We start from the raw sequence: 12,131 nt of genomic DNA, 5'->3' as shown, positions 1-12,131 counted from the left end.
GGCGGGATGCCGGCCACCGCCATCGGCAGGTAGAAGACCCAGCCGGCGACCCAGCCGGAGGAGGTCTGGCGCAGCGCGGTCGACAGGTTGTAATCCTCGCTCTGGTGGTGCACCGAGTGGGCGGCCCAGAACAGCGCCATCGTGTGGCCGAAGCGGTGCAGCCAGTAGTAGCAGAAGTCGTAGAACAGCAGCCCGCTGACCCAGACCCACACGGCGTCGGCCGGCAGCCTGACCAGCGCGGCGTGGTCGTAGACCCAGGCGTAGAGGCCGACCGCCGCGAGCTTGGTGAACAGGCCCACGACCTGGCTCATCATGCCCAGGCCGATGCTGTTGATCGCGTCGGCCAGGCGGTAGGTGTTGCGGCCACGCGCCCAGCCGACGACCAGCTCGAGCGCGATCAGGCCAAGGAAGACAGGGGTGGCGAGGACGATGACTTGCGCAGGGGTCAGGCTCATCAGAGTTCGTCGAGGGCGGCGTCGTCGTTCAGGTGCTGGGTGTCACCCCAGCCGACGAGTGTGAAACCCTCGGGCGAATACAACAAGCGGTTGATCCCGGTGTTGGCCAGCTCCCAGGTGCGCGGCGCGTCCAGCGCGATGCGCGAGGCGGCGCGGTACAGGCAGTCGAGCACGCCGCCGTGGGTGACCAGCAGCAGCGTGCGGCCGGGGTGGGCCGCCGCGAGCCGGGTGGCGGTGGCCACGCAGCGTTCGTAGAAGCCTTGCAGCGTCTCGCCGCCGGGCGCGCCGAAGGCCGGGTCGCGCTTCTTCCAGCGCGCGCTTTCGTCAGGCCAGCGGCGCTCGACCTCGGCGTAGGTGTGGCCCTGGAAGATGCCGAAGTGACGCTCGCGCAAGCCCGCGTCCAGCGCCAGGCCGAGGCCGGTGCGGTCGGCCACGGCCTGGGCGGTGTCGCGTGCGCGCACGAGATCGCTCGCGACGATCGTGTCGATGGATTCGTCGGCCAAGGCCTCGGCCAGGCGCCGGGCCTGCTCCTGGCCGGTCGAATTCAGCGAGATGTCGATCTGGCCCTGCAGCCGCGTATCGACGTTCCAGGCCGTCTCGCCGTGCCGCACGGCGAGCACGCGGGTTACATCGTGCATGGTGATTTCCCAACCAAGGTCTGGCGCGGATCCGGCTTGGCCGGTCCGCTGCAAGAGCCCCCTCGGGGGGCAGCGACCGGAAGGGAGCGTGGGGGCAGGCTCACACGCCCCAGGTGATCGGTTCGTCGGCGGCGATGGCCCGCTTCATCATCTCGACCAGCGGCCAGGCGCGCTGGCGCAGCGAGATCTTGTCGCGCGCACCGGCGGCCGCTTCGTCGCCCTCGGGCCCCGGCTGCTCGCCGGCAGCGGCGCGGGCGCGTGCCGCGTCGTCGACCGCGATCGCATCGGCCAGCGCCTGGATGGCCGCGGCCATCTGGCCCGGCTCGATGATGCCCTTGGGCGTCACGTCCTTGCCGATGAGGGCCAGCACCTTGTCGCCGGTGGGCCCGAGCATGATGACGTCGCCCGCGGCCTTGCTCTTGAACTTGTAGATCATGGCCTGCGAATCATGGCACACCCGGCCGGGCATGGTGCCTGCGGAGCACCACAGCCACCCTCCGAGAGGGTGCGCGGCGGCGTCAGCGCGCACTGGCCACGCTGTTGGCCGCCCTCTTCTCGTGCGCGAGCCTGGCCAGCACGCTCGCCGCATCGAGCGGCCGGCTGCACAGAAAGCCCTGCCAGCCGCTGACGCCCAGCGCCTGCAGCGGCTGTCGCTGGGCCTCGGTCTCGACGCCTTCGGCATAGACCGCCAGGCCGCAGGCGCGCGCTGCGCCGGCCAGCGCGGCGATCAGCCCCGCCTCGGGCTGGCTGCCCTTGGCCAGGCCATGCACGAGCTCGCGGTCGAGCTTGACCGCGTCGAGCGGGAAGCGGCGCAGCAGGTTCAAGCTTGCGTCGCCGCTGCCGAAGTCGTCCAGCACCAGATGCACGCCAAGCTGGCGCAGCGCCTGCAACTGCGCCCGGGCGAGTTCGGGGTCGGCGCGCAGCGCCGCTTCGCTCACGTCGAGCTCGAGCAGCTCCGCGGGCCAGTCGGCGACCTGAAGCGCCGCCGCGATGCGGCGCGCCAGACCCGGCTGCAGCGTCTGCCAGGAGCTGATGTTCAGGTTGATGCGCCACACGAAACCGGCCGTGCGCCAGCGCGCCGCCTGGTGCAGCGCTTGCTCGAGCGCCCAGTCGTCCAGCGGGCCGGCCAGCCCGGCGCGCTCGGCCAGCGCGAGGAACTGCGCCGGGGGGAGCAAGCCGTGCTCGCCGTCGTGCCAGCGCAGCAGCGCCTCGACCGCCTGGACCTTGCCGGTGGCGGCGTCCAGCCGTGGCATGTAACGCAGCCGCAGGGCCTGCCCCGCGCCGCCGTCGCGCAGCGCTCGCTGCAAGCGGGCCAGGCGCGGGCCGTCGTCGGCCGCATCGAAGCCATGCACGCGCCAGGCCGAGCCGCCGGCGCCGCGCGCCCGCTCGAGCGCACCTTCGGCGTGGATCAGCAAGTCTTCGGCGCACAGCCCCGCCTGCGGATAGGCCGCCACCCCCACCGAGACCATCAGCCCGGCCGTGGCCAGCAGGCCGCCGCTGGCGGCGCGGCTCTGGTCGACGAGACGGCGCGCCAGCGCCTCGGCCGCCGCTTCGCCGCCGTGGCGCAGCAGCACGCCGAAGCGCACGCCGCCCAGCCGGGCCAGCAGGTGCTGCACCGGCACGATCGCGCGCAGGCCTTCGACGACCTCGCTCGTCGTGCGGGCCTGGGTCTGCCCATCGAGGGCGAACAGGCTGTCGCGGTCGAACTCGATGCACAGCAGCGCCAGCGGCGTACCGTCGCGGCGCGAAACGCCCACCGCATCGTCGATCTGCGCGATGAAACCGTTGCGCTCGGGCCAGCCGGTGGTCTGGTCGTGGCCGGCGCCGCGCTCGCCGCGCGGCGCACCGCGCCGGCCCGGGTTCAGCTCGCGAAACGAGTAGACGCGGCCGATCGGCCGGCCGTGGCTCCACTGCGGCTGGATGTGGCGCTCGAGCTGGGCGCCATCGAGCAGCTGCACCGTGTCGACCGCCGACAGCAGCGCATGCGCCTCGATCTCCGCCAGCCGCGCCAGGTAGGCCGCCGGCGCGAGCGTCTGGCCGCTCATCCAGCGGTGGATGGCTTCGTCATCGCGCTGCACCAGCGCCGATTCGGGCAGCGCCCACAGCGCGGCGAAGCGCCGGTTGAAGGCCTGGATGCGGCCGTTCAGGTCGGTCACGAGGATGCCGTCGGCGGTGGCCTCGAGCGTCGCACGCAGCTCGGCCAGCAGCGCATCGCGCTCGCGCCCGGCACGGTGCTCGCCGCTGCGGTCACGCAGCAGCACCAGGTAGCCGCTGACGCCGGAACGGCCGCTGCTCAAGGAGCCGATCGGCACGATGCGCCGATGCACCCAGGCCGTCTGCCCGTCGGGCCGGGGGAGCTCGGTGTCGCTGGCCAGGCTGCCGGGTGCGCCACTGCGCACGTCGCCCCAGAACGCCACGTCTTCGAGGGTCGCCAGCAGGCTGTCGGCCGCGCGACCCTGCAGCTCGACCGGCGCCACGCCGAACCAGGCCGCCGCGGCGCGGTTGGCGTGCAACACGGTCGCGTCGGCCGCGTCGACCAGCCAGGCGGGGTCGTCCAGGCTGTCGACCAGCTCGGCGCGCGCGCTGGCCTGGCCCGTCAGCCACGCAATACCGGCGTCAGGCCCGCTCATCACGCGTGCTCTTCCGGCGCCGGCTTGGCCGACACATCGAAGAAATAAGCCACGCGCTGGCGCGGCGCGAGGATCTCGGCGGCACGCGCCGGCAGCTGGCTGGGCTTCAGGCTGCGGCGGATGCCCAGATCGGGGCACTCCTCGAGGTTCAGGTGCAGGCTGCGGCCGCCTCGGGCCGGGTCATGCACCTTGACGTGGGGCTTCAGCGGCCGCGCGGAGTTGACCGAGGTGACCATCGCGTAGCGGTCGTCCGACAGCTGCACCAGCGAGCCGGGCGGGTAGATGCCCATCATGCGGATGAAGCCGTTCAGGATCGGGGCATCGAACTTCGCACGCGACTGCGCGAACATGCGCGACAGCGCCTCGTGCGGCGTCAGCGACTTGGCCGGGCTCGCCGCGTTGCACAGGTTGTCATAGTGGTTGACCAGCGAGACGACCCGCGCGCCGAAGGACATGCGCTCGGCCGTCGCGCCCTTCGGAAAGCCGCTGCCATCGGCGAGCTCGTGGTGCTGCGCGATGACCAGCAGCGCGCCTGGGGCCAGGCCCATGCGCCGCCCCTGGGTGATGCCGTGCGCCACGTGGTCGCGGTACAGCGACGCCTCGGCGTGGGTGAAATCCTCGTGCGGCAGGCGCACGCGGTCGGGCAGGTCGAGCTTGCCCATGTCGTGCAGCAGCGCGCCGGTGCCCAATTCGGCCATCTCGGGCTCGGGCAGGTTCAGCGAACGTGCCAGCAGCAGCGCGATGACGGTCACGTTGATCGCATGGGCCGAATGGCGGTCGCCGGCCGGCTCGCCAAGCACGCGCACGCACAGCTCACCGTCGACCAGCATCTTCTCGAGCAGGGCCCGGCTGAGCGCCTGTGCCGCCTCGCGCGCCCGCTCGGGCTCGCCGCCGATCGATTCGTTGATGCGGCGCAGGTCGCGGCAGGCCTCGTGGTACTGCCGCTCGCACACCCGCAGCGCCGCCGCCTCGGCCTCGGCGCGGGCCTCGGCCTGCCGGCGCGCCCGCACGGCGGGGTCCTCGTCCGGGGTCGGGGCCTCGCCCGGCGCCTCGTCGGGCGGGCCTTCACCGGCGGCCGCGGTGGCCTCGACGGGCAGGTCGCTGCGCTCAGGGCTCCAGCGCACCCTCTTCAGGCCGAGCGAGCGGATCGTCTCGATCTGCTCCGTGCTGGCAATCTTGAAGCTGGACAACGGAAAGGGGTGCGACATCCAGCCTCCATCGAGGTGGATGAACATGCCGATGCGCAAATCCTGCGGTTCAACGGTGCTGGTCATGTCGCGGCGTCCCTGTTGTTCGGGCGCTGGCCCGAGGTTCTCACCAGGCAGATCGGCAGATTGGCGCCCGAACTTGAGGCGAAGGCCTCAGCGCCCTGCCCGGACGGCGAACGCTCAGCCCCGCTGCGCCCGCTGCCGCCAGGCGGTGGGCGACATGCCGCACAGGCGCTGGAAGAAGCGGGTGAAGTAGCCGGGGTCGGCAAAGCCCAGGTCCAGCCCGATGCGCTTGACGCTTTGCGTCGTGTAGGCGAGCTGGCGCTGCGCCTCCAGCGCCATGCGGCCGTGCAGCAGCTCGAGCGCGCCGCGGCCGAGCTGGGCGCGGCAGATGCGGTTGAGCTGGGTCGCCGTGATGCCCAGCTCCGCGGCCAGCGAGGCGACGCTGGGCTGCAGCCGGAAGCGCGCATCGACCAGCGCCCGGTAGCGCGCCAGGTGCGCCGGCGCGCCGGCCGGCAGGCCGCCGGGGGTGCTGTCGCCGGGCTGCGCACGAGCCAGCGCCAGCAGCAGGCGCGTGAGCGCGGCGTCGATCGCCGCCTGGCGCCAGCGCTGGTGGCCGGCGAACTCGTCGGCCAGCCCGGCGATCGCCTCGGCCACCGGCCGCGGCTCGCCCAGCGCGGCGCGCGCCCCGGCGCCGCGCTCGTCGGTCTTGCCCCAGGCCAGCACGCCCGGCCGCTCGAACAGGGCCCACAGGCCCGGCTCGGCCGCGAGCAGGTCGCGCACGTGCGGCTCCTGCGCCGTGACGACCCAGCCGTCCACCCCCGGCTCGAAAGCGAAACCATGGGCGGTGGCCGCCGGCACCATCACCGCCGCCGGCCCGGCCAGCGCCACGCCGCGGCCGTCGACCTCGGCCTGAGCGCGGCCACGGGCAATGTACAGAATTTGAAACAGCACCTCGTGCCGATGCGGGCGGATCTCCCAATCGTGCAGCCGGCTGCGTGACGAGATCGTCTCAACATGCGCTCGCTCGGGCGCCTCGGAACTCCCGGGCTCGCCATAGAGCTGGTAGGACGGCAGCGCCGCCGCTGCGCGGTGCGTGAGGTGGCGGGCAGGCATGTTCGAATTGTGCAAGGTTTGGCCGAAATCCTCCATTGAAGCCTCGGCCCGCCATGCCTACGCTGTCGGCCATTCCTACACGTTGGAGACAAGCCATGCGCACCCAAGTCGCGATCATCGGTGCCGGCCCGGCGGGCCTGCTGCTCGGCGCGCTGCTGCACAAGTACGGCGTGGACCATGTGATCCTCGAACGCCAGACACCCGACTACGTGCTCGGTCGCATCCGCGCCGGCGTGCTGGAGCAGGTCGCGGTCGACCTGCTGGACGAAGCCGGCGTCGGCGCCCGCATGCACCGCGAAGGCCTGCCGCACGACGGCTTCTCGCTCGCCTTCGACGGCGGCCACCACCGCATCGACCTGCACGGCCTGACCGGCAAGCGGGTCATGGTCTACGGCCAGACGGAGCTGACTCGCGACCTGATGGATGCGCGCCGTGCCGCGGGCCTGCAGACGGTCTACTCGGCCGAGAACGTGAGCCTGAGCGGATTCGACGGCGAACGCCCGACCGTGCACTACCGCCACGATGGCCAGGACCACGAGATTCAGGCCGACTTCATCGCCGGTTGCGACGGCTTCCACGGCGCCGCGCGCGCCAGCGTGCCGCCCAGCGCAATCCAGAACTACGAGAAGGTCTACCCGTTCGGCTGGCTCGGCGTGCTGGCCGACGTGCCGCCGGTGCACCACGAGCTGATCTACGCGAACCACCCGCGCGGCTTCGCGCTGTGCAGCATGCGCAGCAAGACGCGCGTTCGCTACTACGTGCAGTGTTCGCTCGACGACCATGTCGAGGACTGGAGCGATGAGCGCTTCTTCGCCGAGCTGAAGCGCCGGCTGCCCGAGGCGGACGCGGCCCGGCTGGTCGAAGGCCCGTCGATCGAGAAGAGCATCGCCCCGCTGCGCAGCTTCGTCGCCGAGCCGATGCGCTTCGGCCGGCTGTTCCTCGCCGGCGACGCCGCCCACATCGTGCCGCCCACCGGCGCCAAGGGCCTGAACCTGGCGGCGTCCGACGTCGGCCTGCTCGGGCGCGCGCTGGCCGAGCACTACCGCGGCTCGGATGCGGGCATCGACACCTACTCGCAGCGTGCGCTGTCGCGGGTCTGGAAGGCCGAGCGCTTCTCGTGGTGGTTCACCTCGCTGATGCACCGCTTCCCCGAGACCGGCGAATTCGGCCGCAAGATGCAGCAGGCCGAGCTCGATTACCTCGTGAAATCGGAAGCCGCGATGCGCTCGATGGCCGAGAACTACGTCGGCTTGAGCCTCGACACCTGACCCTCGGGTGGGCAAGGCCAAGGCGCCGGTTCCTACAATCCGGCCCCATGAGCCCCCGCCCCACCCCCGCCTACACCCGCGGCACGGCGCTGCCCGCGCTGCTTGCGAAACGCATCGTCATCATCGACGGGGCGATGGGCACGATGATCCAGCGCTACAAGCTGGTCGAGGTCGATTTCCGCAACGAGGCCCTGAAGGACCACCCGAAGGATCTGAAGGGCAACAACGACCTGCTGGTGCTCACGCGGCCCGACGTGATCCGCGAGATCCACGAGAAGTACCTCGCCGCCGGTGCCGACATCATCGAGACCAACACCTTCGGCGCCACCTCCATCGCCCAGGAGGACTACGGCCTGGGCCACCTGGCGCGCGAGATGAACGTGGCCGCCGCCCGCATCGCGCGCGAGGCCGCCGACAAGTACGGCACTCCCGACCGGCCGCGCTTCGTGGCCGGCGCCCTGGGGCCCACGCCGCGCACCGCCAGCATCAGCCCGGACGTGAACGACCCCGGCGCGCGCAACGTCAGCTTCGACCAGCTGCGCGATGCGTACAAGGAACAGGCCGCCGGGCTGCTCGAAGGCGGCGTCGACCTGTTCCTGGTCGAGACGATCTTCGACACGCTGAACGCCAAGGCCGCGATCTTCGCGCTCGACGAGCTGATGGAAGAGACCGGCGAGCGGCTGCCGGTGGTCATCTCCGGCACCGTCACCGACGCCTCGGGCCGCATCCTGTCGGGCCAGACGGTCGGCGCCTTCTGGCATTCGGTGCGCCATGCGCGGCCGCTGGCGGTGGGCCTGAACTGCGCGCTCGGCGCGGCGCTGATGCGGCCGTACATCGAGGAGCTGTCTCGCCTGGCCGACGACACCTTCATCAGCTGCTACCCGAATGCCGGCCTGCCCAACCCGATGAGCGAGACCGGCTTCGACGAGACGCCCGAGGTCACCGGCGGGCTGATGGAGGAGTTCGCGAAGAGCGGCTTCCTCAACATCGTCGGCGGCTGCTGCGGCACGACGCCTGAGCACATCGCCGCGATCGCCAAGCGCGTCAGCGCCTACCGGCCGCGCCACCGGCACGACCCGCTGCTGACGCAGCTCATCGAGCCGGCAGCGGCTTGAGGCTTTAGACGAGCTTCTGCAGTGCCTCGAGCTGGGGCTGCACGCGCACCTCGCCGGAAGGCACGCCGGCCTCGACCTTGAATTTCGGCAGCGCGGTGTGTCGCACCGCCGGCACGGCGAGCGGCAGGCCGTCGCGGTTCACCAAGCTCACCACCGTCAGCGGCGCGCGCGGGTTGGGCTGGCGCTTCATCACCAGCGCGATCTCGCCGCAGGCAAGCTTGACCCAGGCGCCCGGCGGGTGCAGGCCCGTCTCGGCCAGCAGCGCCTGGCCGGCTTCGTCCGGGTGCCCGCCTTCATCGAAGAAGGCCGCCTGCGCGGCCGCCTTGGCCGACAGCGCGGCGCGGTTGCGGCGGGCGCTCAGCCGCGCCGCATAACGGTCGGCACGCTGGATCAGGCGCGCCAGCCGCATGGCGGGCTCGAGCTTGCCCAGCGGGCCGTTCGGCGCGACATGGTGGTGCCGCACGGCACCCAGCCAGAGCGCGTCGTCGACACCGGCCGCCTGCAGCAGCTCGACGCCGCGCAGCGCATGCGCGTCGACCTGCGCGCGCTGCACCGGCGTCAGCGGGTGGGCCTGGCGCACCAACTCGTTCTGCAGCGGCACCATGCCGATGTTCATCGACAAGGCCGCGCGGGTCAGCGGCCGCCGCCACTCGGGCTGCCAACCGGGCAATCGCGGGCCGGCCAGCGCACACAGCAGCATCACGAGGATCGCATGGTGGGTGCTGTAATCCTCGGGCCGGGTGCCGGCCATGTGGATGAATCGCAGCAAGGTGGCGTCGACCTGGCGGTCCAGCCGGGCCAGGATCTCGTCGGCCAGCTCGTCGAGGCGCCCTTCCCAGCGGGCGGCCCTGCTGTCCCCCAGCAGGACGCGCGCGCGGCCTTCGAGGTCGGGCCATTCGAGCGGCCGCTCGGCGGGATTGGCCGGAACCGAACGCAGGTCGTAGTCGGGCCGGATCGCAGCGATCTCGCCCAGCGTCGTGTCGCCCATGCGGAACATCTGGTCGACCTGGGCATTGAGCTGGCGCTGCGCCAGCACTTTCTCGTTCGCATCGACGAAGAGCGAGCGCGCCAGCAGGTAGCCCAGCTGCTGCTCGTCTGCAATCGGCGAGCCACGGTGCACCAACACCCTGCCGTTCACGTCACGCAACGAGAACGGCAGCGGTTGACCGGGGATCAGGCCTTCGGGGGCGATCGGGACGAGTTTCATGCGGGCGAGCGGGCATGCCCGGCCGCCATCGGGGCGGCAAGGGCTGCAGCGGATTTTCGGCTGCCCGCGGGGGATCTTGAGCCGGGCTCAGTGCCGGTCTTTAGCGCCGGGCCGGGCTGGCCGGCGCCGACGCAGCCGCCGGAGGCAGCACTCGGCCCGTGCCCGATGGGCCCAGCGTGCTGTCGTCCAGGCGGCGCAGCCCGCTCGGCGGCGGCACCAGGCGCAGCAGCAGCTGCTGGGCATCCGGGGCCGGGCCCGCGGCGGCCAGGCGCCAGGCCGGCACGCCACGCGCCGCCAGATGGGTGCGGATCGCGGCCAACCGCTCGGCCGAGGCGGCACCGGCCGGCGGTGAAGCCTGCAGCTTGGCCGTGGGCTGGCGTTTCAGGCTTTGCGACAGCTTGTCCAGCACCGCCTGCAAGGGCGGCTTCGGGGCCGCGGCCGTGGCGGCCGATGCATCGAAGGCGTACTGCATCGGCACGATCAGCTGCACGCTGCCGTCCCGCTCGCCGCTGACCTTGACCGGCGTGCCTTCGAACAGCTCGCCCAGCCAGCGCGCTTCGGCGGCGAGCGGTGCGTCCGGCGGCATCGTCGGCTTCGCCGGCGGCGCGCTCGGCTCCGCGCCGGGCGCCGACGGCGCTCCGGGCGCGGCCGGTGTGCGGGCGGTCTGGCAGGCCTGCAGGCCCGCCAGGAGCAGCCCGGCCAGGCCAAGGCGAAGAAGTCGTCGGTCCATGCTGCATTCGAGCAAACCAGGCGCCCGGCGATCGGGCACGGGTTGTAAGCATCGTCAGGTACGGTTAACCAGCGCTTGCGTAGAATCCCTGAACCGTCCGAGGAGCGTTGCGACGGCGCGTCGGCCTCGAGCCGGTTCGCGCCGCCAGGCTCGGCACGGGCGCGTTGCCGTCGGGGCCTCTGTCGTGGTCCCCGGCGTTTGCAGCGTGCGGCAACGGCGCTCACCCGGGCCGCGACGCGGCCGCCGAGGGTGAGCCGCGGCGGCCTGCGATCGACCCGCCGCCTCCACTGCTGCACCGAGCCGCCGCCATGACCGCCACCACCGCGCCCTTGTCTTCCGATGCCCCGGCCATCGCGCCGCCGCCGATGCGGCTTTCCGGCCTGGAGCCAGTGTCCATCGGTGCCGGGTCGCTGTTCGTCAACGTCGGCGAACGCACCAACGTGACCGGCTCCAAGGCCTTCGCCCGGATGATCCTGGCCGGCGAGTACGAGAAGGCACTGGCGGTCGCGCGCCAGCAGGTCGAGAACGGCGCCCAGATCATCGACATCAACATGGACGAGGCCATGCTGGACAGCCAGGCGGCGATGGTTCGCTTCCTGAACCTGATCGCCGGCGAGCCCGAGATCGCGCGCGTGCCGATCATGGTCGACTCGTCGAAGTGGAGCGTGATCGAGGCGGGCCTGAAGTGCCTGCAGGGCAAGGGCATCGTCAACTCGATCTCGCTGAAGGAAGGCGAGGCCGAGTTCAAGCGCCAGGCCACGCTGGTGCGCCGCTACGGCGCGGCCGCGGTCGTGATGGCCTTCGACGAGCAGGGCCAGGCCGACACCTTCGCGCGCAAGACCGAGATCTGCGCGCGGGCCTACCGCATCCTGGTCGACGAGGTCGGCTTTCCGCCCGAGGACATCATCTTCGACCCCAACATCTTCGCGATCGCCACCGGCATCGAGGAGCACGACAACTACGCGGTCGATTTCATCAACGCCACGCGCTGGATCAAGCAGCACCTGCCGGGCGCCAAGGTGTCGGGCGGCGTGAGCAACGTGAGCTTCAGCTTCCGCGGCAACGAGCCGGTGCGCGAGGCGATCCACACGGTGTTCCTCTACCACGCGATCCAGGCCGGCATGGACATGGGCATCGTCAACGCCGGCATGGTCGGCGTCTACGACGATCTCGACCCCGAGCTGCGCGAGCGGGTCGAAGACGTGGTGCTGAACCGCCGCCATGACTCGACCGAGCGCCTGCTCGAGATCGCCGAGGCCGTCAAAGGCGCCGCCAAGGACGACTCGGCCCGCCTGGCCTGGCGCAATGCCGGCGTGGAAGAGCGCCTGTCGCACGCGCTGGTGCACGGCATCACCGACTTCATCACCGAGGACACCGAGCAGGTCTGGCGCGCGATCGAGGCGAAGGGCGGCCGGCCGCTGCACGTGATCGAAGGCCCGCTGATGGCCGGCATGAACATCGTCGGCGACCTGTTCGGCGCCGGCAAGATGTTCCTGCCGCAGGTGGTCAAGAGCGCACGCGTCATGAAGCAGGCGGTCGCGCACCTGCTGCCCTACATCGAGGCCGAGAAGCAGGCGCTGATCGATGCCGGCGGCGAGGCCAGGTCGAAGGGCAAGATCGTCATCGCCACCGTGAAGGGCGACGTGCACGACATCGGCAAGAACATCGTCACCGTCGTGCTCCAGTGCAACAACTTCGAGGTCGTCAACATGGGAGTCATGGTCGCCTGCCAGGACATCCTCGAGAAGGCACGCGCCGAGGGCG

At 71.6% G+C, this 12,131-nt stretch carries 11 protein-coding genes and 1 riboswitch; of the genes, 3 read left to right on the top strand and 8 right to left on the bottom strand.

Annotated elements, in window-relative coordinates; genetic code table 11:
* From VJ693_RS11065 to VJ693_RS11040, 6 genes are all read right to left on the bottom strand, one after another.
* Positions 1-455, bottom strand: a 455-nt coding sequence (locus tag VJ693_RS11065; RefSeq protein WP_324154081.1) for a sterol desaturase family protein, incomplete at its 3' end; no start/stop codon positions are given.
* Complete coding sequence (locus tag VJ693_RS11060) at positions 455-1,093, bottom strand: histidine phosphatase family protein (RefSeq protein WP_324154079.1); 639 nt, start codon at positions 1,091-1,093, stop codon at positions 455-457. The genes VJ693_RS11060 and VJ693_RS11065, both read right to left, overlap by 1 nt.
* A gap of 100 nt (positions 1,094-1,193) precedes the next feature.
* A complete protein-coding gene (locus VJ693_RS11055) occupies positions 1,194-1,529 on the bottom strand; it encodes a DUF1840 domain-containing protein (protein ID WP_324154077.1) in 336 nt (111 codons plus the stop codon).
* Positions 1,530-1,611: 82 nt separating this feature from the next.
* Complete coding sequence (locus VJ693_RS11050; RefSeq protein WP_324154075.1) at positions 1,612-3,723, bottom strand: EAL domain-containing protein; 2,112 nt, start codon at positions 3,721-3,723, stop codon at positions 1,612-1,614.
* Positions 3,723-4,997 (bottom strand): HD-GYP domain-containing protein, encoded by a 1,275-nt coding sequence (locus VJ693_RS11045; RefSeq protein ID WP_324154073.1) that lies wholly within the window; start codon positions 4,995-4,997, stop codon positions 3,723-3,725. Before VJ693_RS11045 ends, VJ693_RS11050 begins: the two co-directional genes overlap by 1 nt.
* A 114-nt stretch (positions 4,998-5,111) precedes the next feature.
* Complete coding sequence (locus tag VJ693_RS11040; protein WP_324154071.1) at positions 5,112-6,047, bottom strand: helix-turn-helix domain-containing protein; 936 nt, start codon at positions 6,045-6,047, stop codon at positions 5,112-5,114.
* Between the two features lie 95 nt (positions 6,048-6,142).
* Between VJ693_RS11040 and pobA the strand changes: the two genes are divergently transcribed.
* Together pobA and VJ693_RS11030 are read left to right on the top strand one after the other, a co-directional pair.
* Positions 6,143-7,315, top strand: a complete 1,173-nt coding sequence (gene pobA, locus VJ693_RS11035; RefSeq protein WP_324154070.1) for a 4-hydroxybenzoate 3-monooxygenase — start codon at positions 6,143-6,145, stop codon at positions 7,313-7,315.
* 47 nt (positions 7,316-7,362) lie between these two features.
* The gene (locus VJ693_RS11030; RefSeq protein WP_324154068.1) at positions 7,363-8,430 is read left to right on the top strand and encodes a homocysteine S-methyltransferase family protein; all 1,068 of its coding nucleotides are present in this window, start codon (positions 7,363-7,365) and stop codon (positions 8,428-8,430) included.
* A 4-nt stretch (positions 8,431-8,434) separates the two neighbouring features.
* Here the strand turns inward: VJ693_RS11030 and VJ693_RS11025 are convergent, their stop codons facing one another.
* Together VJ693_RS11025 and VJ693_RS11020 are read right to left on the bottom strand one after the other, a co-directional pair.
* A complete protein-coding gene (locus tag VJ693_RS11025) occupies positions 8,435-9,637 on the bottom strand; it encodes a phosphohydrolase (protein WP_324154066.1) in 1,203 nt (400 codons plus the stop codon).
* A gap of 100 nt (positions 9,638-9,737) precedes the next feature.
* Entirely contained in the window at positions 9,738-10,367 is a 630-nt protein-coding gene (locus tag VJ693_RS11020; protein WP_324154065.1) for a hypothetical protein, read from the bottom strand.
* Between the two features lie 97 nt (positions 10,368-10,464).
* Positions 10,465-10,521: riboswitch (S-adenosyl-L-homocysteine riboswitch) on the top strand.
* A 154-nt stretch (positions 10,522-10,675) separates the two neighbouring features.
* On the opposite strand from VJ693_RS11020, the gene VJ693_RS11015 reads away from it, so the two are divergent.
* Positions 10,676-12,131 (top strand): dihydropteroate synthase (locus tag VJ693_RS11015; protein WP_324154063.1); only part of this gene is annotated, 1,456 nt, incomplete at its 3' end.

The organism is Ideonella sp. (genome assembly GCF_035254525.1).
In the GTDB taxonomy this organism is placed as follows: Bacteria; Pseudomonadota; Gammaproteobacteria; order Burkholderiales; family Burkholderiaceae_C; genus Ideonella.
This window is presented reverse-complemented; position numbering and strand designations above follow the sequence as displayed.

Excerpts from the sequence above, each read along its gene's own strand:
- VJ693_RS11030 (WP_324154068.1), top strand. The coding sequence starts at position 7,363 with ATGAGCCCCCGCCCCACCCCCGCCTACACCCGCGGCACGGCGCTGCCC.
- pobA (WP_324154070.1), top strand. The coding sequence starts at position 6,143 with ATGCGCACCCAAGTCGCGATCATCGGTGCCGGCCCGGCGGGCCTGCTG.
- VJ693_RS11025 (WP_324154066.1), bottom strand. The coding sequence starts at position 9,637 with ATGAAACTCGTCCCGATCGCCCCCGAAGGCCTGATCCCCGGTCAACCG.
- VJ693_RS11050 (WP_324154075.1), bottom strand. The coding sequence starts at position 3,723 with ATGAGCGGGCCTGACGCCGGTATTGCGTGGCTGACGGGCCAGGCCAGC.
- VJ693_RS11055 (WP_324154077.1), bottom strand. The coding sequence starts at position 1,529 with ATGATCTACAAGTTCAAGAGCAAGGCCGCGGGCGACGTCATCATGCTC.
- VJ693_RS11040 (WP_324154071.1), bottom strand. The coding sequence starts at position 6,047 with ATGCCTGCCCGCCACCTCACGCACCGCGCAGCGGCGGCGCTGCCGTCC.
- VJ693_RS11020 (WP_324154065.1), bottom strand. The coding sequence starts at position 10,367 with ATGGACCGACGACTTCTTCGCCTTGGCCTGGCCGGGCTGCTCCTGGCG.
- VJ693_RS11045 (WP_324154073.1), bottom strand. The coding sequence starts at position 4,997 with ATGACCAGCACCGTTGAACCGCAGGATTTGCGCATCGGCATGTTCATC.
- VJ693_RS11060 (WP_324154079.1), bottom strand. The coding sequence starts at position 1,093 with ATGCACGATGTAACCCGCGTGCTCGCCGTGCGGCACGGCGAGACGGCC.